Genomic DNA, 23,666 nt, shown 5'->3' with positions numbered 1-23,666 from the left:
AAACAAAAAAAAGATACACCCATGGCGTATGGATGTATCTAATAAATTTTTTGCTCCGTACAAAATTATAGTTAAAGAAAAAATCCTTGTAAAGAGGTTGCGTCAAATTTTTTCAAAAAAAATTAATTTTCTAGTTTCACCTTAAGTTCACTTATATATACGCCGTTTTCAACCTTCGTTGTATAGGTATAGCGGTCCTTGTACATAAGTTCCAGCCTCTTCAAGAATGTGGCAAGTCCGAGTCCACTCGACTTGGACTTACTCTTCCGCGGGAAGTTGCTGTTTTCGGCCCTGAAATAAAGTTCACCGTTCTTTTGTTCGATATAGATATGCGCAAAACTTTTGCCGTCCGGATTCAGGCAATGTTTCATTGCATTTTCCATCAGGGGCATCATCATCAGCGGCACCACCTGCGCCTGCGGATTTTCAAGGTTCACCTCGAACTTCAAATCAAAGGACTCGTCTAACCGCAACCTTTCCAAGTCCGCATATTTCTCAAGAATTTCCACATCCTCTTTCACCGAAATGTACTGGTCAGACGTCTGGTAAAGCATCATGCGAAGCAACTGCGAAAGCTTCGTCATGCTATTTTCAGCAAGGTCCGGATCAATGCGAATCAGGCTTGTGATGTTGTTCAGCGTATTGAATAAAAAATGCGGGCTCAGTTGCTGCTTTAAAAAAGTAAGTTCGTACGTCATCTCGGTACGACGTTTTTCGCGCATCACAAAAGCCCTCATGATCGAACGGCTCGCAAAAACAATAGCAAAGCAAATCAAGCATACAAAACTCAATATCAAGAAGAAACTGACTGCAGTCCAAATCGAAAAATGTCCCCGGACAGCCCTGAAACAATATATGGCAAAAAAGTCCGACAATGTCTCGGCAGGATTTTTGGTCATCAGGAAAACGACAAATTCCCTACAGGCGATGCCAATGACCAAAAGCAAGGCGTTGCACAAGAAATAAGCCAAGTATTTTTTTCGGAAAAAAAGTTTCGGAACCAAGATGCGCAGGTTCACAAAAAAGATAATCATGGTCGCAAGGAGCGGCACATAGAAGCTCACCATGTTCCACAAGTCAAACTCGTTTGCCATGGGAGCCGTCGGATCAAGAATCAAAATCAGCGGGAAGATCAGGATAAAAAACCAGACCAGAATCGACACCGCATAAGATGGCACCGGATAATGCTTGATGCTTTCGTCCTCGATCAGGGTGGCAATCTCGCGTTCGCCACGATCAAACTGAGCTTCCTGCAATTCGGCAAGCCACATTCTCAGATTGCTAAAAAAGAGTTTCACTCGCTCGAGTATTGACGTGCAGCATTTTTCTTGGGAATTTTGGTTGTCTTTTGTCATAAAAGTGTCTCTCTGGGTATAAAAATAGCCCTTATTTGAGCAAAAAAAAGCCCCTTATGACAAAAACGTGACAAAAGTGCCGTTTTCCTTGACGAAATTCACAAAAAACTTTTGCGAAGTAAAGCGTAATCTATGACACTTCAAAATAGAAAAGGAGGTAGATTTACGAACGTAAACAAAACAACAAGCAACGAGGTAGATATGACAAAGAATACGCACGTTCGTGATGACAGGGATGTTTATTTCCAGTATCTGAACGATATTTCCAAATATCCGCTGCTTACCAAGGAACAAGAAAAGGTTGTACTCGCGAAAGTTCGCGAAGGCAGCCGCGAAGCCATGGACCTGCTTGTCAAAAGCAACCTCCGTTTCGTGGTGAATATCGCCAACCTTTACAAGGGTCAGGGACTTGACGTGAACGAGCTCATCAACGAAGGCAACATGGGCCTCATCGAAGCCGCTCGCCGCTTTGACCACTCCCAGAAAATCAAGTTTATCAGCTACGCCGTCTGGTGGGTTCGTCAGAACATCACCCGCGCCATCGCAGAACGCGGCCGTCTGGTGCGCATCAGCGCCGAAAAGGAACTCGTGCTCCGCCGCTTCGCCAAGAAGGGCGGCCAGATGCACCAGGTCGTCGGCGGTGGACTTATGCTTGACCCGAAGAGCCTCGAAGGCGTTAGCAAGTACAAGGCGAACGACATCGAAAAAATTCTGATGATGGGCAACAAGTCCACATCGCTCGACGCTCCCGTCGGTGAAGACGGCGACATAACCCTCGGCGACACCATTGCAGCGACTGAATTCCGCACCGACGAACTCGCCGAGCAGCACAACCGCAACAAGCTTTTTGACAAGGCGATGGACAACAGCCTTTCTGAACAGGAAAAAGAAATCATCAAGCTCTATTTCGGCTTCAAGATGGATTCCGACCTGAACCTGAAGGAAATCGCCCCGATGGTAGGCCTCTCCAAGGAACGCACCCGCCAGCTCAAGGATTCCGCCCTTGAAAAGCTCCGCAACGAGCAGCTGACCCGCGTCCTGAACGACGCCGCCTAACATTTGACCTTTTTTTCTCTCTCTCCTAATATTAAAAACCGGCCTTTGAGCCGGTTTTTTCCGTTTTTCCCCGTTTGAGTCGCCCCGACAAAGAAATCAAATTGTATTTTTAGGGCATGAATTTCAATATGCTGAACTTTCGCACTCTTTTTGTAGCGGGTCTTTCGGCCCTTTGCCTTACGACGAGCCCTTTCGCGGCCAAAGACAAGAAGGACGCCCCGGGTGACTTCTACAACGAAGTCTCGCGCCTGAACAAGGTGCTTTCCGAAGTCAACCGCAAGTATGTCGAAGATGTAGATCCCACCGAACTCAGCGATGCAGCCCTGAACGGCATCCGCAACATTCTGGACCCGCACACGACCGTTTTTTCCCCGAAGGACTACGAAAGCCTGAAAGTCTCGATGGAAGGAAAGTTCGGCGGCGTAGGCATTACCATCAGCCTCCGCGACAATATCCTGACCGTGATTTCACCTTTGTCCGGTACGCCGGCCTTCCGTCTCGGCATCCGCGCCGGTGACCGCATCCGCAAAATCGACGGCAAGGACACCAAGGGACTCACCCTCGACGAAGCCGTGAACAAACTCCGCGGCAAGATCGGCACCGACGTGACCGTATCTATCGAACGCGAAGGCGTCCCCGACCTGATGGACTTCACCATCACCCGTGCCGAAATCATCGTGCACGCCGTGCCCTACTACGGCATGGTCAGCAAGGACATCGGTTACATCAAGCTCGCCACCTTTAGCGACAAGACCACGAGTGACGTGGAAAACGCCCTCAGGGAACTCCAGAAACAGGGCATGAAGAAAATCATCCTCGACATGCGCTACAACCCGGGCGGACTCCTGAACCAGGCTATTGAAATCAGCGAACTGTTCCTGAAACAGGGGAACGTCATCGTAAGCACCCGCGGCCGCACCCAGAAGACCGAAAGCCACGCCCGCAGGAACGGCATTGTCAAGCCCGACGTGCCCATGGTCGTCCTTTTGAACCAGGGTTCCGCAAGTGCCGCCGAAATTGTCTCGGGCGCCCTCCAGGACTGGGACCGCGCCTTGATTATCGGCAAGACGTCCTTCGGTAAGGGTTCCGTACAGACGATCTTCCCGCTGGACAACCAGGGGAACGCCTTGAAGCTCACCACGGCCTTCTACTACCTGCCCTTCGGCCGCTGCATCAACAAGCCCGAGAACGGCATCAAGGGACTCAAGCTCCTGGAAGAAGAATACGCCGCCGAAGAAGAAGGCGACGAAAAGGCCGATTCTACGAAAAAGGATACCGCCAAGGTTGACACCTTCTACACGCACAACGGCCGCATGATGTTCGGCAGCGGTGGCATCACTCCCGACGTAGAAGTGGAACTCGCCCCGATGCCATGGGTGGTGCAGGTTCAGGAACGTATGGCCATGTACTTCAAGTTCGCTGTCAAGATTCGCCCCGACCTCGAAAAGGCCGGTACAAAAATCGATGCAAACTGGGAAGTCCCCGACAGCCTGTTCACGCAGTTCCGCGATTTCTGCATGAAGGATACGAACTTCACCAAGGTCAAGAGCAACGCCCTGGTCGGTGTGGACCAGCTCGAAAAGAGCATCATCCGCGAGCAAAATTACATGGGCGACAGCGCGAAGACCGTAAGCGATTCTACGCTTGCGGCTCGACTCGCCGACATGCGTAGCGCTCTCGAAAACAATCGCAACGCCCAGTTTGAAGAGAACAAGCAGTACATCAAGGACGGCATCAAGCGCGAACTTCTGACGGCGTTCATCAACGATTCCGTCAGTACGGCGTTCTCCCTGAAGCAGGACAAGCAGCTGAACGAGGCCATCAAGTACCTGAGCGACATGAACCTTTACAAGAAGGCCATCAGCGCCCCGGACAAGAGAGCCAAGAAAAGCACCAAGGAATCCAAGAAGAAGTAGGGCTGATCCTTGATTACCATCATGAACAGGATCGCAGAAAGTCTGGGTAAGTTTATCCGGAAGTTTCTGCGTACGGTGGCAAGTTACCTGCACTTCGTGTGGATGTTGTTCAAGAGCATTCCCGGTGCATTCAGCAACTTCCACACGACGGTCGAACAGATGCAGCACGTGGGCCTCACCAGCATTCCCGTAGTGGTGGCGGCATCCTTGGCAACCGGCGCCATCATGGCATGGCAGCTGGCATACCAATTTGCAGATATCATTCCGCTGATGTTCGTGGGAATGGCGGTCGGCAAGTCGGTGATGGTGGAACTTTGCCCGATCCTAACCGCGATGGTGCTTGCGGGCCGCATCGGGGCATCCATGTGTTCGGAACTTGGTACCATGGCCGTGACCGAGCAGCTCGATGCATACAAAGTATTAGGTCTAAGTCCCTATAAGTTTTTGTTAGCGCCGCGCCTGATTGCGACTGTCATTATGCTCCCGACGCTGACAATTATCAGTATCTTTATCGGTATTGTGGGCGGCTACGAAGTGGCGCACCTCTACAAGGATGTTTCGTTCTCCGTGTTCTTCTACGGAGTCCGTATGTTCTACCGCGACTGGGACCTGGTCGTGGGCCTGATTAAGGCAACCCTCTACGGCTACTTTATCGCCAGCTACGCATGTTTCTTCGGGTACACGACCCATAGCGGCGCCGAAGGCGTGGGCAAGAACACCAAGGCCACCGTTGTCGCCGGCATGACAAGCATCCTTATCGGCGGATTCGTTCTGTCGAAATTGCTGTTGCTCTAATGGATACACCTTACCGGAAAAGGCGCGGCAAGCCCATCTGCGGGAAAGACCCTGAAGACATCAGTGTGTTGTTGCAAATGCTTTTAGACAAGACTCATCTTTCCGACGAAATGGCGTTCGAAAAGCTAGAAAACAACCTCGAAAACATAGTGGGTTCTCTCATAAAACCGCACGTTCAAATCGTTAAATTCGAGCGCAATATTTTGACGCTAAAGTGCGACAGTTCCGCGTGGAAACAGGAACTTTTCTTGCAGAAAAAAGCTATTATTGACAAGTGTAATTTATTGCTCGGAAAGCCCTCCGTCAAGAATATCCTTTTTGTCTAAAAAAGGCTGTGCGGTGCGGCTCCGGCACATAGTTTTAGAAGAAGAAAACAAGGTAAAAAATGGCAGAAGAAACTGAAGAAATGAAAAAGGCCGAAGAAGCCTACAGCGGCGAAAGCATTACCGTCTTGGAAGGCCTCGAAGCGGTGCGCGTGCGCCCGGCCATGTACATCGGCTCGACCGACATCCGCGGTCTCCACCACCTAGTTTGGGAAGTGGTCGACAACTCCGTGGACGAAGCGCTCGCCGGATTCTGCTCCCATATTGAAATTTCCATTTTGCCGGGCAACGGCATCCGCGTGACCGACAACGGCCGTGGCATTCCGACCGACATCCACCCCAGGGAAAAGGTGGGCACCATCCAGGTCGTGATGACCAAGTTGCATGCCGGCGGCAAGTTCAACAACAGCTCCTACAAGGTCTCTGCCGGCCTCCACGGCGTGGGCGTGAGCTGCGTGAACGCACTCTCGAACAAGTTGGTTGTTACCGTGCGCCGCAACGGACGCGTGGTGCAGCAGGAATTCGCCCGTGGCGTCCCGTGCGGCCCGCAGGTGGACCTCGGCGAAAGCGACGGAACGACCGGTACTTCTGTCGAATTCTACCCCGACGATACAATTTTCAGCGAAACCGTCTACGTGTACGACACGCTCGCCACGCGTTTCCGCGAACTCGCCTTCCTTATGAGCGGGCTCCGGCTGACGCTCACCGACGAGCGCACCGAAGAAAAGCGCAGCGAAACTTTCTGCTACCCCGGTGGCGTTTCGGAATTCGTGCGTTTTGTGGACGAACACCGCACCCCGTTGTTCCAGGAACCGATCCACCTGGTGCTCCCCGACGGCCAGTATCCGCTCGAAGTCGCCATGTGGTACAACGACGGCTACCAGGAAAACTTCTTCAGTTTCGTGAACAACGTGAACACCTACGATGGCGGTACACACGTGACGGGCTTCAAGACGGCCCTTACTCGCGTCATTAGCAAGTTCGCACAGGAAATGCCCAAGGGCAAGAAGGACATCACCATTACTTCTGACGATATCCGCGAAGGCCTGACCGCAGTCATCGCAATCAAGGTCTCGCAGCCGCAGTTCGAAGGACAGACCAAGCGCAAGCTCGGCAACTCCGAAATCGCAGGCTATGTGGCATCTGCATTCGGTGCGAAGCTCGAAGAATACTTCCAGGAAAATCCGGCAGCCGTCAAGACGATTTTGGACAAGGTTTACAATGCCGCCGTGGCCCGCGAAGCGGCCCACAAGGCACGCACCCTCGCCCGCCGCAAGAACGTTCTCGAAAGCGGCGGACTTCCGGGCAAGCTCGCCGACTGCTCCAGCCGTGACCCCAAGGAATGCGAACTGTTCATCGTGGAAGGTGACTCTGCAGGTGGTTCTGCAAAGATGGGCCGCAACCGCGAATTCCAGGCCATTCTCCCCTTGCGCGGTAAGATCTTGAACGTGGAAAAGGCAAGCCTCCACCGCGTGCTCGACACCGAAGAAATCCAGAACCTGGTGAACGCCATCGGTTGCGGTCTCGGCACCGAATGCAAGCTCGAAAAGCTCCGCTACAACAAGATCGTCATCATGACCGATGCTGATGTGGACGGCTCCCATATTCAGACTCTGCTTCTCACTTTCTTCTTCCGCTACATGCGCCCGCTCATCGACGAAGGCCACGTGTTCCTCGCCATGCCGCCCCTGTTCAAGCTCAAGGTCGGCACCAAGGACACTTACCTGTTCGACGAAACCGCCAAGGACGAAGCCATGGCGAAGCTCGAAGACAAGAAGAACGTGACCATCAGCCGATTCAAAGGTCTTGGCGAAATGTCTCCGGAACAGCTTTCCGAAACGACCATGGACCCCACCAAGCGATTCCTCAAGCAGTGCTATGTGGAAGACGCCGTGGCGGCCGACCAGATTTTCAGTATGCTGATGGGCGAAGACGTGGAACCGCGCCGCAAGTTCATTGAATCTAACGCTTACAAGGTCTTGGACGACCTGGATATTTAATTTCGATGGCGCCAAGTAAAGAAGACTTTCAGACTGTACTGGCACAAGCCCGCAAGCTTGTGCAGGAACAGTTGGAACTTACCGAAAAGGTTATTTTCGGTGTAGCCAAAAACGCACCCGCAGGCATTAACGAACGACTGGAATCCCTGTTCCAGCGCAAGGGCAAACGCATCCGTTCGACTCTGCTTTGCCTGATTGCACAGAGCGGTTCCCAGAAGCCCGACAGCCTGCGAGTCGCACACGCATGCGCAGGCATCGAGTTGCTGCACCTCGCAAGCCTAGTCCACGACGACATCATCGACGGAACCGACATTCGCCGCGGGCAGAAGACTGCCCATAAGGAATGGGGCACCCAGGTGGCTGTGCTCATCGGAGACTATGTGCTGTCACAGTCCATGCAGTGTGTGATCGATGAAGAATCTCGCGACATTCCGACGGTGCTTTCCAAGGCTGCGGACAAACTAATCGAAGGCGAAATCCTGGAACTGGACCAGTCCGGAAATATGCGACTTTCCTTTGAGGAATACGACCGCATTATCGATGGAAAGACAGCTTCTTTGATTGCGGCTGCAGCCCGCATCGGCGCAATCCTCGCCGGTTTCGACAAGGAAATCATCGACAAGTGCGCCCAGATGGGTAGCCACTTCGGCATCGCCTTCCAGATTATTGACGACCTTCTGGATTACGGTTTCGGGAGCAAGAACCTGGACAAGGCGAAGTTCACCGACCTCGGCAACGGGCTCATCACGCTTCCGCTGTTGTACTACTTCGAAAGTTGCAACGAGCAGGAGCGCACTGAAATGGAAGCACTGATTGCAAGGGCCGGAGAAACTGATGTTCCCGAAAGCATCATCGAAAAACTGAACGAAAAGGATGCGTTCAAGAAGGCTAAGATTAATGCGCAGGGGCATCTGGAAAAAGCTCTCGAAATCGCTCAGGGGCTTCCGAGTTCGCAGTTTACCGAAGAAATCGTCCAAATGTTTTCTTCGATGGACAACCGGGGTAACTGACACTTGACAACGTAGGCGCTTAATTCTATATTTCGCCTCAAACCTGGGGATATAGCTCAGTTGGTAGAGCGACAGGTTCGCAATCTGTAGGTCATGGGTTCGACTCCCACTATCTCCATAAAAGACTAGAACTTTGTTCTAGTCTTTTTTCATAAGTAGAGATTCCCGCTTTCGCGGGAATGACAGAGAAGCATGACTAGAACTACTGTTCTGGTCTTTTCTATAAGTAGGGATTTCCGCTTTCGCGGGAATGACATTACAATTCCCATTTGAGACCGGCCTTAAGTTCGGAAAGCAGGGTGTTCTGCGGATAGATTCCCTTGTAATAAGCGGGAAGGCCGTAATGTTTGTAGAACTGTTCCAGCCCCAAGTACAGGGTCAGCGAATTCGGTTTCCAGAAAACCGTACCGCCCCATGAACCGCTGAACTTCCTTATTTTTTCGTAATCGCTGTCGGGACCGTCAAGGACAAAACCATAGAACAGGTTCAAACGCGCTTCAAGCGAAAGACCATTCCTGAATTTATAAGATAGCCTCGACCGCAGTGTGGGACCAAGCCACTTTGCGTAATACTTGGGAACAGCGACCGACACATCAGTGGCAGAATCCAGCGAATTCGCCGAACTTGAATCGGGACGGCTATGCGTCGACCAGTAAATGGAATCGATTTTTGAAATTTCCCATTCGAAACATTCCTCGCCGTACGTTTCGAGGCAGGCATCCATCGGATTCCTGGCGCCACGATTATCCCAGCGTTCAGCGCCGCCCCCCTCAAAAGGTTCCCTTTCGTAATGGGCGGCTTCATTGAAAGCATCTTGCAAGGCAGCCTCATACGCCGCCAAGTAGCCAACGTAGTCTACCGCGGAATCAGCCTCGAAGCGTCCCCCCACATAAACAGCCGCATTCCAGCCGTAAGTAGACGTTCTATGCCACGCCCCGTAAAGAGCAAAGGCGAGCGGACCGTCGGCATCGTAATAACCCCAGGCGGCCATTCCCAACCGGTTCTTTTCTATCCTAAAAAAATCCTTTTCTATCCACCCAAAAAAGGAAGGCGAGACATCTTCTCCCTGGGCAAAATTCAGGTCTACGCCGATATCCAGCAGAAAGGAACTTCCGACCAGGGAATACTCCAACCCAAGAGAAAATTTCCAGTCATTCGTGTCAAGCGCCGGCATGTTTTCGTTGGCCAGGAACCAGTCGCTATTGAAACCGATGCCGAACGAATGAATATAGTCCCCCGTCGTATAATCCAGGAACGGCGTCAGCGACAAGAACAAGTCTCCCCCATGCTCCGTCACCTCATCGACACCACCGAACTCACTGTAACGTAATCCGTAAAAGCCCAAATTTCCTAAAAAACGAAAAGACCACGGATTATCCGCGGAATCTTCCGATACTCCTAGAGCCTTGTAATATTCCTTGACAATTTCACGAATCTCTTCGGTGTACGGGCCAGGGAGGGCGGCAGCCTCTTCAAAAGATTCCAACGCCAAGGTGATGTCGCCCGCTTCTTCCGCCTTCAGGGCACGGAAATAAGCGGCTTCCTGGGTCTCTGCCAACAGCACAGACGAAAGCAATAGAATGACTACTGCAATCGAACGCATCTATCGGCGATCACGATTACCCTCGAATGTACGGTCGGGCATACCATGCATCGGGTTCATCGGAGCAGACTCGGGCCGCTCATAAAAAGGGCGTCGTTCGCGAGACTGATTTTTCGGGACATCCCCCTCGAAGCGAGGTTTTTCGTCTCGTTTTTTCGAGACTTCCTGGCGGATATTTTGCTTTTCTGCAGCGGAACTGTTGCGCAAGTCCGTAAGAATTTGCTCTCGGGCGGCACGACGCTCGGCACGCAGCCTTTGCCATTCAGCGCTTTCCTTTGCACCTAAATCCGGCATTTCTCGCGAAATTTCGGCATTTTCGGCGGGGGTCGGGACAGAGGACTCCGGACGCGCAGAAGACGGAGCGGCATAGCCAAGAGCCGCAGCCATCAAAATCGTTGATATGAGATTTAGCTTTTTCATACTCATCTTCTTGCAAATTCCGTGCCAACTGTCTTTTGGGCGTTAAACAATATAGAAATTACTTCTTAAAATCTTCCTTCTTCATTCCAAGCCGCTCCATGATTTCACGGAGGACCTTACGGTCGATTCCGAGGATGGTCGATGCCAAGGTCAAGTTCGCGTTGCTGTCGCGGAGGGCGCGGCTGATGACTTCGCGTTCCACGATTTCACGGGCTTCCTTGAGGGTTCGCGGAGATTCCTTCGCCTGAGCCTGCACATCGTCCAAGCCGAGGTCGCCCGGCTGCACCACCCCGTGGACCGCCTGGATAAGCGCCTTCTGGATCTTGTTTTCGAGTTCACGCACGTTGCCCGGCCAATGGTAGCCAAGGAGCGCCTTTTCGGCATTGCGGCTCAGGTGGTATTTGCCACGACCGTATTCAGCCCCGTAGCGGGTCAGGAATTCCTCGGCGAGCAAGACGACATCCTGTTCGCGTTCACGCAGGGGCGGCACCACCATGGGCATCACCTGAATTCTGAAATAGAGGTCTTCCCTGAAACGTTTCGCCTTGACCGCTTCTTCGAGATCCACATGCGTCGCACTGATGACACGCACGTTCACGGGGATTTCGCGGTTGTCACCCACGCGCGTAATATGCTTTTCTTGCAACACGCGCAAAAGCTTCACCTGCATGTTCAGTGGGAGTTCGCCGATTTCATCGAGGAAAATCGTTCCGCCGTCGGCTTCTTCGAAAAAGCCCTTGCGTGTTTCGATGGCTCCCGTAAAGGACCCCTTGGCATGCCCGAACAGGAGCGATTCCATCAGGTGCTCCGGAATGGCGCCGCAGTTCACCGCAATAAAGAGCTTGTCGGCACGCGGGCTATGGCGATGGATATATTTTGCAATGACTTCCTTACCCGTTCCCGTTTCGCCACGGATAATCACCGGCATCGGAAGGACGGCCAACTTATCGGCCAATTTTACCAGGTCGGTCATGACCTTGCTAGAATAGACGATTCCGTCTTTGCGGATTACATTCCTGAAGGTTTCGAGAGATTCCTTGTCACGAATGCGGTCAAACGCGGCGAAGGCAAACTTTTCACAAACGGACACGAAGGAATCGAACAGGGCGCTATCGTCTTCGGTAAAGGAATCGCTGCGGGCGGCACGTTGCAAATAAAGGTAACCCGCCTCGCTGTCGGGCGTACGGAACGGAGACACCATGATACTGGTGAGCTGGTTCTGCACGATTGACTTGGAAAGGTCCGCCGAATTATCGTCCAGCTGGTTCCACACCACCGCCCTCTTTTCGGCCTTGGCCTGTTTCACCGCAGAAATAGAAATGGACACTTGCTCCGGATTGCTCAAGTGAAGCGGCTTTTCGCCTGCGATATCCAACACGGCCGCATCGGCATGGAGTACGCTGCGGGCCACTTCCAGAATCTTGACAAAAAGGGATTCCGGCTGAACCTCGTCAAGCAAGGTCTTCACTACATCAAGCATCTTTTCTGTAGCAAGCATCGTTTCCGACTTCATGGGACACCTCTCAAAATATCTTCTTGCGAATCAACGGATTCCAGATTCCTGGACTTTTCCAAAAGCAGATTTCCCGTGGCATCGATGTCGGGAGATTTCGTTCCGAACGCAAGCCACAGGGCAACCAATAATAATATAAGTCCAAAAAAGCCCAAAATGGCAAATTTTCGGATCTTTTTTTGAGGTTGCACATCGCGTTTTCGATACGGAATGGCCGTTTTTTCACCATCCAGTGCAGACGCTGGGAATTTTCGCCCCGTTTTTTCGTCGAAGAGCTTTTCGGAAAAATGTTGCAGGGAGGTCTGGGCGGTCACCTCGCCAACCCCAAGAGTCGACAGGGCGATTTCCAAAAGCTCGTCCAGTTCATCAAAATCTTCGGGACGTTCCCCCGCTTCGAATCGCAAAAGTGATTTCCACAGCTGATCAAGGGCGGAAAGTTCCAGAGCCGAAAAGCAACCCATTCCATAAAGAAAGCCTGTCACATCGATATTGTCGATAGAAGCAACCTGAGCGGCATAACCATCGTAATTGTTCGCCTCGAGCAAGTCGTGCCCCACCACCCAGCGGAAAAGCATCAAGCCGGTACTGAACAAGTCGCTCTTGACAGAAGCGGGCTTCCCCTGAAATCGTTCCGGAGCGGCATAGGCAAGCGCCCCCGGCCCCACAATACCGCAATCGATCAGGACCGCCTGCAAGCCACCCTTTGACGGGCAAAGAATGACATTCGACGGATTCAGATCGCCGTGATGAATGTTTCTGCAAGAAAGGGCTTCTAGCGTACGGCCAAGTTCCCGGAGCAGGAGCAGAGCCACCGCAACGGGAATCTGCGGGACCTCGGCAGAACTCATGCCTTGAACAAAGTCGTAAAGAAGATACGTCGTGTTTTCGCGCACGCCCGATTCGCGGATTCGATAAAGCCCCGGAATATTCAAGTGTGAAAGCGTCTCGATAACGGATTCGTCAAAACGATTCTCAGAGCCATACCACTTTAGAACATACTCGTTCCCGTCGGCGACCACTCCATAGACATCGGCTTCGCCGCCGTGATGCAATAGCATACATTCACGGACCTTATCTAAAATACTGGACTGATGCGGGACAGAATCCATCGAATCACCACCGCCTTACAGTCTACCCGAAAGCACCATGGACTTGAGAGAATCTTCGGCGACCTGCGTCCAGTAAATCAGCGACTGATTCTTGGGGGAGCGTTCCAATCCGGCCGACCAGGTATCCCAAGCGCTTTCGATGTCGCCTTCGTCCCAGTAGATGTTTCCGAGGTTTACGTATGCCGAAATAAACTGCGGTTCGCGAGTCACGACGTGGATAAAGATTTTCTTCGCGTTCTCGACGCTTTCTTTGTCGCCGCGTTCCGAGAGAATCAACCCCTTCAGGTTAAAACTGAAGAAATTCAAGCTATCCAGCTGGATGGAACGGTCCAGGAGCGGAAGCACATTCGCAGCGGAATTCTGCGCCATGGTCGCACGCGCCAAATAGAACAGGCATGTAGAATAGTTCGCATCGATGCGTCCGCTACTGTCGACCCTGGACAAGATATCAAACTCACGGGCCGTGCGATTCCACATATCAAAAGTCGGGGTCTTCAAGTGTTCAGCTTCTTCGGCAACTGCATAATAGGAAAGGGCCAGCCCATAGCGGGCATCCCTGTTTGCGGGTTCCACATCTAGCGCCCTTGAAAAATTTTGAATGGCTCGGTCATAATCGCCAATGCGCAGGGCATCGTTACCGCGCCTGACATCGTCTTCGACACAGGCTATCAGCAATAAGGTGGCACAAAGGGCCACTATGTAACAAAAACGCCCAAACATACTTTAAATATATATAAAAAAAATTCATATTTTCAAAATAATTTACCTGTAATGCGGTTACTTTTACTACCTTTAGTGCCAAAAGGAGGCTTTTTCATGACTTTGGCCAAGAAACTTTTCATCTGCGCCATCGGAGCCTGTTCTCTCCTGGCGGGTTGCGGCAGCAAAAGCAGCAGTTCCGACAAGAGCCCTTCGGCACCGTCGGCAGACATTCCAAGTACCCCGACCTTCAGTGTTTCTAACTGCGAAGAAATTTCTGACGCAGCCATCGCCACCCAGATGGAAGAGGCAAAGGCAAAAATCGCAGACATCCTGGAATACCTCGGCGAAGGAAACTTCAGCAATGCACAGGCTATCAGTGCCCAGACCAAGGCAACCTTCAAGGCCGTCCTTGACAAGTACCCCGCCAACTGCGAAGCTCAGCTCGGCTATGCTCTCAGCATCGTGACTGACATCATCAACAATGCTGAAATCAAGGCATTCATCGACACGGTCGCCAACAAGAAGGACCTTGTCGACATGGACATCCACGACTTTAACAAGATCCTTGTAACCGGCGACGGAAAGCTTATGACAAGTGTCGCCCAGTCCGCAATGGCACAGGCAATTCCTTCCATGGATTCCGCCATCATCTATATGCGCAACATCGTAAGCAACAAGGACTTCACCTGCAAGTACACTTACGATGAACGCACCTACGAACTAGATCGCGGCGAATTCGCACCGGCACTTGCAGCACTCTTTGTCGCGAAAGCTACCCTTACTTTCGGCGCCAGCTTGAACATCGACTTTTCCAACAACGGCAAGTACGACTGGCTGAACGAATTGGATACTATCGAAGAGTTCGGCTCCCCGACTTTGACGATGCAGCAGGTAGAAAAACTCCTTGACACGAAGAGTTCTTTCACCACTGTTTACGAAAGTTGGAAACCCAGCTACAAGAACATCCCGAACCTGCTCGACAGCGCCATTTCCTATGTAGAACTTGGCCTGCAGTACGGCATCGAAGAATCGCAGTCGGGCTTAGCCACTCAGCAGAACGACCCGTATGTCGTGGGCGAAGGCGAAATGGCCGACGTCAGTGTCGCCGACTTCCAGAAGGCTATCGACTCCCTGGAATACTATCGTCAGGCCCTGCGTACCGGCGTCGAAGTCACACTTCCGCATGGTTCCAAGGTTACAATCAACATCGCCAAGTTCTTCGAAATCACAGACGGTTTCCAGGAATACCTCCCCTACCATCACATCAACAAGGAATCCGAATGGTACACTCCGGTGGACGGATTCTACTGGTCGGCAGGTTTTGATGACGCCTACAACATTTACGCAGTACGCGACATTGCCTTGGCTATCAAGAAGGATTTCGAAAAGAACCCGCAACTCACAAACCTCGACCCCTATATTCTCGAAAACTATTTCTGGGATGAAAACTATGGAATCAAAGTCGAGTGGCAGGCATGCATTCGTTACAAGTTTAACGGTCAACGCGACCGCAAGTGCTACAGCATGGCTTTCAATAACTGCACCGTTTCCTTCGAAGAATACGTGAATCCCTACGATACAGAAACCAACCAGACCGTATCGGTAGCACCGGCTCCGGCAACGATTGGTTCCGCATACTGCAAGGTTGAAAACGGACAGACACTCTTTGCAAAGGCTTACCGCAACGCCGTCAAGAACATGTTCTACTTTACCGATGCAAAGGGCAACAAGACATTGTCGATTCAAGCTCTTGAAAACGGCTACATTGAAGGCGACGAGCTGAAAGAATACAACGCTCGCAACCTGGGGAACTACATATTCTTCCCGGACATCACCTTCGGCGGAGTCCTGCCCGGCATGACCGCAGAAAAGTTCTGGAACATCATCGCTACGGAAGATGATGACGAAGAAGAAGACGAGGATTTTTTCTACGCAGATCCAGTCGCTCCGATTAACATGGACGATTTACGATAGTCTTGGAAAAAACTCGCTTAATTCTTCTTGTACTTGGGGTCGCAAATATTGCGGCCCATTCTTTGAGTAACATCGGTTTCACTGATTGCAGTGGGCTGTTTCTGTTGCACACGAGCGACAAGCAGTTTTCCATAAAGCAATGCGGGGTCTCCGACACCCTCGAAGTTCAGGGACTCAAGGTTTACGGCGACTACCGACACATCGCCTACCAAGGCCGCTATACCGACCAGTGGGACGCCAAGGGAACAAACAAACTCGACATTGCCACAGTCGGTTTCGAAAGCAGATTCAGGTACATCACCCTCGGAGTCGATGTCAACAACCTTCCTTTTGTAAGGTCTACACTCGCCGTCCATCGATCCGATTCGTTATTCCGCTTAAGCACCAGTATCGCCCGCGGATCCATTGAACTCGGCAACATTCGCTGGATTCCGCACTACGATTACAACGTCATTCCCGAAATTTCGGTGGACTGGGAGACACATCTGCTGTCCCGCACCGTGGCCGCAAAACTAAACCCCGGCAGACATCACCTGGGTGTATCGGGAACCTATCTGCAATCCTCTCCCAGAAATCCCGACAAACAGTACTACATCAGGGATTCTATCAACGTGTTGATAGCCCGAGGCGATTACGGAGTTACTCTCGGAGAGAACCGTCTGAGCCTCGGCTACACCTACACCAATGCCGACGCCCTCCTGTACGGAATATTCCATCAGGAAACGAGTCGCAAGCGCTTCTTGTACATTCCCTTAGAAGCGCAACTGCACTGGGCTTATGCCGAATGGAACAACGAAGGATTGTCGGCCAACCTGAATTACATTCACGCGGCAGGAAAAATCAGCGCCGATCAAAACAGGTTCTTCGAAACACTCGCCCCCAACCGGGCACTTCCCGCCTCGGTGCTAAAATCGCTTTCGTTCAGTTTCCTGCAAAAACTATTCCGGGTAGATGCCGAACTCGATGCAAGCGCTTTCCTCGGAGGAGCAACTTACCAATGGCATTTCGGGAAAAAATATTCCTTCAATCCGAGCGCCGGAATCGAGAGCTATTATGCTAGCGGAGCTCTTGACATCGACAAACAGATCGAAACGCTCATCTTGCTCACCTACCATAAAGACCACGAAACCTATCGACGGGAACTAATAAGTGCAGGAGGGATTCTCTCGCTCGGGACAGAACTCCGTCGGGACGGAGACATTTCCATTGCACTGGAATACGGTATTACACAGTTAATCCCGGTATACTCAAGCTACAAGGAATTTCTTCCCGACGAAAGTGGCAACGGAAACGATCTGCCCGACACCGGCACAATCAGCAATCCAGGCGAGTCCGATGCTACAAATATCGCCTCGCAGAAAAAATCCGGCGACCTCGAAACAGAAAAAGGGGCCGCTTTCCGTAACGGATTTGCGACCCACTTAAGATTATTATTAAAATTCTAAACAGGATACTTAGTTAGTAGAACATAGAGAGAAGAGAACACTCTAAACTCTAAACTCTAAACTCTAAACTCTAAACTCTAAACTCTAAGTTCTAAGCACTAAGCTCTGAGCGCTAAGCTCTACACTACTCCCAGACTTCTTCCTTGAGCTCACGGCCCCACATATCCTGAATGACATCGTCGATCTTCTTGCCTTCAAAGAGGAGGGCATGGACGGCATCCACGATAGGCATTTCGACACCGAGCTTGTCGGCAAGCGCCTTGGTGCTCTTGCACGTAGGAACGCCTTCGGCCACCATCTTCATGCCAGCAAGCACCTGTTCGATGGTTTCGCCACGACCGATGTGTTCACCCACGTAGCGGTTACGGCTATGCTGCGAAAGGCATGTCACGATAAGGTCGCCCATACCGGCGAGGCCCGCGAATGTTTCAGGCTTTGCACCAAGCGCCTTACCCAGGCGGCACATTTCAGCCTGGCCGCGGGTCAAGAGGGCAGCTCGAGTATTATCGCCAATCTTGTACTTGCCACTGGCTTCGAGTCCATAGAGTACTCCAGAAGCAATGGCAATCACGTTCTTCACGGAACCGCAGAGTTCAATACCCACGATATCCGTAGAACTGTAGACACGCAGGTACGAGCAACTCATAACCTTCTGGACAAGCTTTGCGGATTCTTCGTTCACGCAGGCTGCCACAATGGCCGTAAGGATATGGCGGCTAACCTCTTCGGCATGCGACGGACCGCTAAAGGCGACCATCTTGTCTTCGGTGAGCCAAGGAACGTTTTCGAGCAGCACTTCGCTCATGAGCTGGTTCGTGCCTTCGAGAATACCCTTCGTAGCGCAAACCACCACCGGTTCCTTACCCTTGGCGGGAGTCCACTTGCCAAGGTTCTTGGCGACACCGCCCATGAACTGGGAAGGCACTACAATCAGAACCATTTCGCACCCTTCGAGGGCGGCGTTCATGTCGGTCATGTACTTAAAGTCGGCCGGGAAAATCACACCCGGAAGTTTGTCCTTGTACTGGTGTTCTGTCGAAAGCAGGTCCACTTCGGCCTGGGAATTTGTCCAGAACATCACTTCATTCTTGTTCTCATACACCACCTGGCCAAGAGAAAGTCCCCAACCACCCGTACCTAAAACTGTAACCTTCATATACTTATTTCCGTTAACTTTCTATTTAGATTATAGAAATTCAGAATTCGAATTTCAGAATTCAGAAACATTTTAACTCCGAATTCCGGACTCTGAATTCCGAATTATTTCTTGCGTTTGCTGCCAAAACCGTTTTCAGTGCCGTTTATCAGGCGCTTAATGTTGGATTTATGCTTCACGATCACGAAAATGGCCACCAGCAGGCATGTAATCCATAAGCCCTCGTTGAATTTTTCGGGCGGGAACGGCAGCTGAAAGTAGCCCATCGTCGAAAAAGCCGCAAGGGCGATGCATGCCCCGATGCTTCCGACCGACACATACTTTGTCGCCACCGTAAGGATAATCCACACGCCAAAGCTTGCAAGTGCCGTAATCGGGCAAAGAGCAAGGAACACACCCAAAGCGGCGAGCACGCCCTTACCGCCGCGGAAACCGGCAAAGCAAGTAAAGCTGTGTCCCAAGATCACCAAGAGGCCAGCGACAAGCGGTACCCAATGTGAGTAGTCCGCACCACCGGCAGCCACCTGGGCTTCGCACAACTTAATGGCAATCCACGGACCGAAGAAGCCCTTGAGCAAATCCAGGAAAACAACGGGAAGCGCAGGTTTCCAACCGAGTACGCGGAACGTGTTGGTGAGGCCCGCATTCTTGGAGCCGTAATCTCTAATGTCGAACGACTTTCCCCTTGCGATTTTTGCGATCCAGATCGCGCTCGGGATTGACCCCAGCAAGTACGCTATTGGAAGACTCAGTAAACTGTTCAAGATCTTCATCCTTTCTAAGGGTTAATTTCTGGTCGAAGTTCAGGCGGAGGGGTGCGCCCTGCAGCTGGAATTCTTCGTAAAACTGTTTGAGCAAGTAACGTTTGTAAGAATCGGCCACCAGTTCCGGCGTGCGGGTTTCGATAGCAATCACGGGAGGCTCCACCATAATCTGGCAGGCGCGAGTAAGCTGCACCACGCGGGCGTTCTGGCTAGGCACCGGATTCTTTTCCAAGAAGCTAGCAAAGGCGGTTGCAACACGGTCGCGGCCAAGCACACGGCGGCAGTTGGCATACACCGTCTGAATGGCCTGTACAATGCGGTTCACGCGCTGGCCTTCCTTGGCGCTCGCCGAAATAATCGGCACGTATTCAAGCATCGGCTCGCGTTCGAGCATTTCCTTGACCATGTGGTCAAAGGACTTTTCGGTCTTGTCCGGGAAAATGTCCCACTTGTTGAGCACGAGCACCAAGCCCTTACCCGCCTTGCGGATTTCGGTAATGATGCGGAAGTCCTGGACTTCGAGACCGCGGGTGCAGTCAACCATCAAGACAGACACGTCGGAGCGGCGAATGCTTTCGAGCGTACGCATGTTGCTGAAAATTTCGACTTCGTCTTCGACCTTCGCCTTCTTGCGGAGGCCCGCCGTATCGGTCACCACGAACTTGACTCCGTCGACAGCAAAGTCGCAGTCAATGGAATCGCGAGTCGTTCCCGGAATATCGGACACCACGGCGCGGTCTTCGTTCAGCAAGCGGTTCAAGAGCGTGCTCTTGCCGGCGTTCGGGCGACCGAGAATGGCAAAGCGAATCGGGCGAACTTCCTTGCGTTCACCGCGAACGGGAGTCGGAAGCACCGCAATGACTTCGTCCATGAGCGAAAGACAGGCATAGCCCGTGAGCGCACTGATGGTACGCGGAAGTCCAAAGCCAAGCTTCAGGAATTCGTAGCTTTCTTGACGGTCGGCACCGTTTTCGCTCTTGTTTGCGACAAGAATCACCTTCTTGTCGAGTTTGCGGACCATGCGCGCAAACTGTTCGTCGAGCTTGGTTATGCCCACGCGGACATCGACCATGAAGAGCACCAAGTCGGCCTCTTCGACGGCGTTAAAAATCTGGGTGCGCACGCTATCGGCGAGCACATCGATGGAATCGTCCGGCAAGAATCCGCCGGTATCGACCACCGTAAATTCATGGCCCTTGTAATTCGCATTCTGGTAATGGCGATCGCGGGTCACACCATCGCGGTCAGACACGACTGCGGCACGGCGCCCCAAGATGCGGTTGAAGAGCGAGGACTTGCCCACGTTCGGGCGCCCTACTATACATACGACAGGTAATTTCATTGTACTAAAATGTAGTAAATAGTGGGATGTGGGAAGTGGGAAGTAGGAAGTAGGAAGTGGGATGTTAGAAGAAAGCCCGCCATTGGCGGGCTCCAGAAGCGATTGGTATGATTTCTTACTTAAATGTTGCAGTGACTGTTGCTACTTCGCCGGGATTAAAGGTTCGAGTTGCTTCTTGGACGCCATCGCTCCAGCCACCGAATACGGCACCCGCATTGGGCATCGCGGTTACGGTTACCGGGACATCTCTAAAGAAGTTCACCGACATAGAACTTTGATCGAGCGGCAGGTTATGCACCAGGACCTTGCCCGAGCCCTGCGCCGAAAGAGTTACCGAAGCAGTTTCTCTCAAGCTAAAGTACTGCTGCATTTCGCTCATAATGGTCTGCTGGCGGGTCTGCGCAAAGGACTTGATCTTTTCAAGATTACTCGACATCGATGCGGCGTCGTAGTTCCAGAATTCCGCATCACGCGCCACTTCGGCTTGCACCTGCGATTGCAATTCGTCAATACGTTTCACGAGCCTGTCGGCAGAGAAGTTCATAGACAAGAGTACGCAGAAGCGATTAATGAAAGCCTTCTTGAATCCTTCGTTACCGAGCAAACGGATCATGAGAATCGTATGCTCCGAAATAGAGCCGCTACTCTGCTGACCGCCACCCATACCAGGCATCATTCCCATGCCGTTTGTACCGTTCGGATTGGTCACGTAGCTGAACACGTTGCCATTCTGCGTATTGTAACCAGCGCCGAAGCCAAAGTCTACATCGTACAGGAACCATTTCCATTTACTCTTCTGACTTGCGACACGCCATTTTTTCATATTGTTGTGCGGCCAGTCGCCATTGTTCACGAACATTTCGGCCTGCATATAGTTTATGTAGTTATCGACATCAATCTGGTCGGCAATCTTCTGATAGTTTGCATCGTTCGTCAGTTCATTACTCTGGAGCCAATCAATCATCGCCTTGTAATCGGTCGCCGAGCCCGCACCCGCTTCATTTTGGGCATCAATCAAGTCGATATCCGATGCGTCAAGGCCATACTTGGTTTCGTAATAGTACTCGTTGTTGCGTTCACGTAAATCGTGTACACCGTAATACTTGCCATTGTAATACACAACAACGTAACGCCCGCGCTGGTAATCGACGTCAAGCCCTTCTGTCATCGAAGTTCCGATGCGGTCGCGCACATAGTCGTCTCCACTGTTGTTTCCGAAATTCCTAAGCGAGAACGCCTTGAATTTCTTAAGTTCCGGATAATCCGGGAACAACGGGTACTTGAGGCGTTTATCGCCGTATTCTTCGCGCAAGGTAATCGAGAAAGATTTCTTTTCTTTGGCGCGACTGTACTGCCCCGAAATTTTGTAATCGCCCATCACGCCGAACGCAGGAGCCTGCGGTTTATTCGGTTCAAATAGCTCTACATACACGGGAAGTTCGCGGTTACTCCAGAAGTTCGCGCCCTTTTTGGGGTCCATCATGGCGGCCCCATTACCCGTCATGTAAAGGCCCGTATCGGGGCTGAACATCGACAAAGGATCCGTCGTTACAAATAAAGTTGCAATCGAAGGCTGTCTTTCGAACACGTAGGTCCGTACAATTTCTTCGCTCGGGTAAGACCCCGCAACATAAGCACGGCAGCGCAACACCGCAGTCGCATTAATCGTCAAAGTCTGTTCCACCGTAGGCAAATTCGCCGTCGGTTCCGTTCCGCCCTGTTCGCAGCGGGTTCCCGCCGGGAAAGAGACCGTTATCGCAGAAGAATAGAAACCGGATGCCGGAATATTCACTTCGTTAGTTTGAGCCTGTACCGCAAAAACCTCACCCACCGTATTTCCATAAGGCGAAGGAGAGGCAAAGCCCCACTTACCCGCGGCATCGCGGGACCAGGATGCACCCGTAGGCACCGCAGAATAGCGCACGGAATCAAGCACTCCCGTTTCACTCACGAGGTAAAGAACACCACCCTGATCCTCGGCCTTAAAGGTCGTATGCGGTTCATGACCACGTTTACGTGCTATGTACGATGTAATCTTGATGGTCGTTGATTCAGAGCCCTGGGTTTCGGTAGCAAACGTCGTTGCCGAGACATTGCCACGTTTGATATCGGAGGCGTTGTCGCCAAGGCGCACATAATACACCGAATTCGTATCACCCGAGCCACGAAGATTCTTGCCGGTCCACGCACTAATATCGTTTCCCTCCTTAAAGTTTACGCGAATTTTGTGCGTTTTGGTAATAAATCCTCGAATCACGAGCTGGTCTGCATTGCCGAGCTTTGCCGCACCGGAATTCACAACCACACGAGAATAGGAACCACCCTGCGGCACCTTCATGACGGCTCCCACTTGGTTCACGCCACCTTCGTTAAAGCACAACGAGGATTTTCCCGGAAGATTTTCGACATTTCCGGAGTTACCTGTAGCAGCGGCGCCACCGACACCAGCACCTGCGCCACCACCGGGGAATCCGCCACCGAAATCCCCCATACCGCCGCCCCAGTCACCCATGCCAGGGAACGCGCCGAACCCGCCCGCAGAAGATTCCGAACTGCAATCGGAACCGATCATATTGACCGAATCCGAAGGCGGAATATAGTCGGCATAGTTCTTGCCCGAAAGGAACACAATCATGTGGCTCTTGGCAGGAATAGTCGCATTGCCAAAGACCCAACGACGCGGGAACTTGGGGTCATTACTCAAGGCAACACCATTGAGGCTCACCGGAGCATCGCTCGTATTATAAAGTTCAAGCCAGCCGGGGTCATTGCCATCGTTATCCTTGAAATTTGCATTCGACGGCGAAACTTCGGAGAAAATGACCGGGAAGTTACCCACAAAAGGCACCGTCGTATCAACCGCGACCATTCCCGGATCTTCACCGGGAAGAGGACCTTCGTGCGAGCCATCGCTTTTCTTGGAAGATGACGAAATTCCCGCCAGCGGATTCAACGGATCATCAAGCGCCGCAGAACTACTTACGGGAATCGGCAAGCCGTCTTCGCCAATGATAACCTGAGAATCCGACGAAAATCCATCGGGTTCGGAAACATCCGGTTTCGTTCCGGAAGAATCGTCCGAGCATGCCACCACACACACCAAGACTAAGAGAAACCATACATCCCACAAATTGAGTTTTGGGGTACGCATACTTCAAAATTACATCGCTTCATCCCCAAATG

At 51.9% G+C, this 23,666-nt stretch carries 18 protein-coding genes and 1 tRNA gene; 9 read left to right on the top strand and 10 right to left on the bottom strand.

Annotated elements, in window-relative coordinates:
• Window positions 1–122 precede the first annotated feature (122 nt).
• Window positions 123–1,298 carry a sensor histidine kinase gene (locus tag BUA93_RS01410; RefSeq protein WP_175547348.1) on the bottom strand — a complete coding sequence of 392 codons (1,176 nt, stop codon included), beginning with the start codon at window positions 1,296–1,298 and terminating at the stop codon, window positions 123–125.
• 258 nt (window positions 1,299–1,556) lie between these two features.
• Between BUA93_RS01410 and BUA93_RS01405 the strand changes: the two genes are divergently transcribed.
• From BUA93_RS01405 to BUA93_RS01375, 7 genes are all read left to right on the top strand, one after another.
• The gene (locus BUA93_RS01405) at window positions 1,557–2,411 is read left to right on the top strand and encodes a sigma-70 family RNA polymerase sigma factor (protein ID WP_072976792.1); all 855 of its coding nucleotides are present in this window, start codon (window positions 1,557–1,559) and stop codon (window positions 2,409–2,411) included.
• Between the two features lie 116 nt (window positions 2,412–2,527).
• Complete coding sequence (locus BUA93_RS01400) at window positions 2,528–4,327, top strand: S41 family peptidase (protein WP_072976790.1); 1,800 nt, start codon at window positions 2,528–2,530, stop codon at window positions 4,325–4,327.
• Window positions 4,328–4,348: 21 nt separating this feature from the next.
• Window positions 4,349–5,122, top strand: coding sequence for an MlaE family ABC transporter permease (locus BUA93_RS01395; protein ID WP_254793797.1), 774 nt, complete (start codon window positions 4,349–4,351; stop codon window positions 5,120–5,122).
• Complete coding sequence (locus BUA93_RS01390) at window positions 5,122–5,448, top strand: DciA family protein (protein ID WP_072976786.1); 327 nt, start codon at window positions 5,122–5,124, stop codon at window positions 5,446–5,448. The genes BUA93_RS01395 and BUA93_RS01390 overlap by 1 nt, the downstream gene beginning before the upstream one ends.
• Window positions 5,449–5,507: 59 nt before the next feature.
• Entirely contained in the window at window positions 5,508–7,445 is a 1,938-nt protein-coding gene (gene gyrB / locus BUA93_RS01385) for a DNA topoisomerase (ATP-hydrolyzing) subunit B (protein ID WP_072976785.1), read from the top strand.
• Window positions 7,446–7,450: 5 nt separating this feature from the next.
• Window positions 7,451–8,455: a polyprenyl synthetase family protein gene (locus BUA93_RS01380; protein ID WP_072976783.1), complete on the top strand. Its 1,005-nt coding sequence runs from the start codon at window positions 7,451–7,453 to the stop codon at window positions 8,453–8,455.
• A 45-nt stretch (window positions 8,456–8,500) separates the two neighbouring features.
• Window positions 8,501–8,573, top strand: a tRNA-Ala gene (locus tag BUA93_RS01375).
• Window positions 8,574–8,711: 138 nt separating this feature from the next.
• Here BUA93_RS01375 and BUA93_RS01370 read toward each other — a convergent pair.
• Genes BUA93_RS01370 through BUA93_RS01350 form a run of 5 tightly spaced genes read right to left on the bottom strand, consistent with a single transcriptional unit; the run spans window position 8,712 to window position 13,820 of the window.
• Complete coding sequence (locus BUA93_RS01370) at window positions 8,712–10,058, bottom strand: hypothetical protein (RefSeq protein WP_072976781.1); 1,347 nt, start codon at window positions 10,056–10,058, stop codon at window positions 8,712–8,714.
• Window positions 10,059–10,478, bottom strand: coding sequence for a hypothetical protein (locus BUA93_RS01365; protein ID WP_139257650.1), 420 nt, complete (start codon window positions 10,476–10,478; stop codon window positions 10,059–10,061).
• A gap of 58 nt (window positions 10,479–10,536) precedes the next feature.
• The gene (locus BUA93_RS01360; protein WP_072976778.1) at window positions 10,537–11,991 is read right to left on the bottom strand and encodes a sigma-54 interaction domain-containing protein; all 1,455 of its coding nucleotides are present in this window, start codon (window positions 11,989–11,991) and stop codon (window positions 10,537–10,539) included.
• On the bottom strand, window positions 11,988–13,100 hold the full coding sequence (locus BUA93_RS01355; protein ID WP_083597071.1) for a serine/threonine protein kinase: 1,113 nt from the start codon (window positions 13,098–13,100) through the stop codon (window positions 11,988–11,990). Before BUA93_RS01355 ends, BUA93_RS01360 begins: the two co-directional genes overlap by 4 nt.
• 15 nt (window positions 13,101–13,115) lie before the next feature.
• Window positions 13,116–13,820 (bottom strand): tetratricopeptide repeat protein, encoded by a 705-nt coding sequence (locus BUA93_RS01350; protein ID WP_072976764.1) that lies wholly within the window; start codon window positions 13,818–13,820, stop codon window positions 13,116–13,118.
• Between the two features lie 96 nt (window positions 13,821–13,916).
• Here BUA93_RS01350 and BUA93_RS01345 point away from each other — a divergent pair, with 96 nt between their 5' ends.
• Window positions 13,917–15,776, top strand: a complete 1,860-nt coding sequence (locus BUA93_RS01345) for a hypothetical protein (protein WP_072976763.1) — start codon at window positions 13,917–13,919, stop codon at window positions 15,774–15,776.
• A gap of 62 nt (window positions 15,777–15,838) precedes the next feature.
• A complete protein-coding gene (locus BUA93_RS01340) occupies window positions 15,839–17,221 on the top strand; it encodes a hypothetical protein (protein ID WP_083597070.1) in 1,383 nt (460 codons plus the stop codon).
• Between the two features lie 124 nt (window positions 17,222–17,345).
• Here BUA93_RS01340 and BUA93_RS01335 read toward each other — a convergent pair whose 3' ends face one another.
• From BUA93_RS01335 to BUA93_RS01320, 4 genes are all read right to left on the bottom strand, one after another.
• On the bottom strand, window positions 17,346–18,377 hold the full coding sequence (locus BUA93_RS01335) for an NAD(P)H-dependent glycerol-3-phosphate dehydrogenase (RefSeq protein ID WP_072976759.1): 1,032 nt from the start codon (window positions 18,375–18,377) through the stop codon (window positions 17,346–17,348).
• A 104-nt stretch (window positions 18,378–18,481) separates the two neighbouring features.
• Window positions 18,482–19,108 carry a glycerol-3-phosphate 1-O-acyltransferase PlsY gene (gene plsY / locus BUA93_RS01330; protein ID WP_175547347.1) on the bottom strand — a complete coding sequence of 209 codons (627 nt, stop codon included), beginning with the start codon at window positions 19,106–19,108 and terminating at the stop codon, window positions 18,482–18,484.
• A complete protein-coding gene (gene der / locus BUA93_RS01325; RefSeq protein WP_072976755.1) occupies window positions 19,041–20,483 on the bottom strand; it encodes a ribosome biogenesis GTPase Der in 1,443 nt (480 codons plus the stop codon). Before der ends, plsY begins: the two co-directional genes overlap by 68 nt.
• Window positions 20,484–20,598: 115 nt before the next feature.
• Complete coding sequence (locus BUA93_RS01320; protein WP_139257648.1) at window positions 20,599–23,634, bottom strand: CotH kinase family protein; 3,036 nt, start codon at window positions 23,632–23,634, stop codon at window positions 20,599–20,601.
• Window positions 23,635–23,666: the final 32 nt, after the last annotated feature.

It is taken from the genome of Fibrobacter sp. UWH4 (assembly GCF_900142475.1).
GTDB lineage: Bacteria > Fibrobacterota > Fibrobacteria > Fibrobacterales > Fibrobacteraceae > Fibrobacter.
Note: the sequence above shows the minus strand (reverse complement) of the source record. Positions and strands in the feature narration are given on the sequence as shown.

Bases quoted from the DNA above. Each gene is read 5' to 3' on its own strand.
- BUA93_RS01405 (WP_072976792.1), top strand. From the start codon at position 1,557: ATGACAAAGAATACGCACGTTCGTGATGACAGGGATGTTTATTTCCAG.
- BUA93_RS01400 (WP_072976790.1), top strand. From the start codon at position 2,528: ATGAATTTCAATATGCTGAACTTTCGCACTCTTTTTGTAGCGGGTCTT.
- BUA93_RS01395 (WP_254793797.1), top strand. From the start codon at position 4,349: ATGAACAGGATCGCAGAAAGTCTGGGTAAGTTTATCCGGAAGTTTCTG.
- BUA93_RS01390 (WP_072976786.1), top strand. From the start codon at position 5,122: ATGGATACACCTTACCGGAAAAGGCGCGGCAAGCCCATCTGCGGGAAA.
- gyrB (WP_072976785.1), top strand. From the start codon at position 5,508: ATGGCAGAAGAAACTGAAGAAATGAAAAAGGCCGAAGAAGCCTACAGC.
- BUA93_RS01380 (WP_072976783.1), top strand. From the start codon at position 7,451: ATGGCGCCAAGTAAAGAAGACTTTCAGACTGTACTGGCACAAGCCCGC.
- BUA93_RS01370 (WP_072976781.1), bottom strand. From the start codon at position 10,058: ATGCGTTCGATTGCAGTAGTCATTCTATTGCTTTCGTCTGTGCTGTTG.
- BUA93_RS01365 (WP_139257650.1), bottom strand. From the start codon at position 10,478: ATGAAAAAGCTAAATCTCATATCAACGATTTTGATGGCTGCGGCTCTT.
- BUA93_RS01360 (WP_072976778.1), bottom strand. From the start codon at position 11,991: ATGAAGTCGGAAACGATGCTTGCTACAGAAAAGATGCTTGATGTAGTG.
- BUA93_RS01355 (WP_083597071.1), bottom strand. From the start codon at position 13,100: ATGGATTCTGTCCCGCATCAGTCCAGTATTTTAGATAAGGTCCGTGAA.
- BUA93_RS01350 (WP_072976764.1), bottom strand. From the start codon at position 13,820: ATGTTTGGGCGTTTTTGTTACATAGTGGCCCTTTGTGCCACCTTATTG.
- BUA93_RS01345 (WP_072976763.1), top strand. From the start codon at position 13,917: ATGACTTTGGCCAAGAAACTTTTCATCTGCGCCATCGGAGCCTGTTCT.
- BUA93_RS01335 (WP_072976759.1), bottom strand. From the start codon at position 18,377: ATGAAGGTTACAGTTTTAGGTACGGGTGGTTGGGGACTTTCTCTTGGC.
- der (WP_072976755.1), bottom strand. From the start codon at position 20,483: ATGAAATTACCTGTCGTATGTATAGTAGGGCGCCCGAACGTGGGCAAG.
- BUA93_RS01320 (WP_139257648.1), bottom strand. From the start codon at position 23,634: ATGCGTACCCCAAAACTCAATTTGTGGGATGTATGGTTTCTCTTAGTC.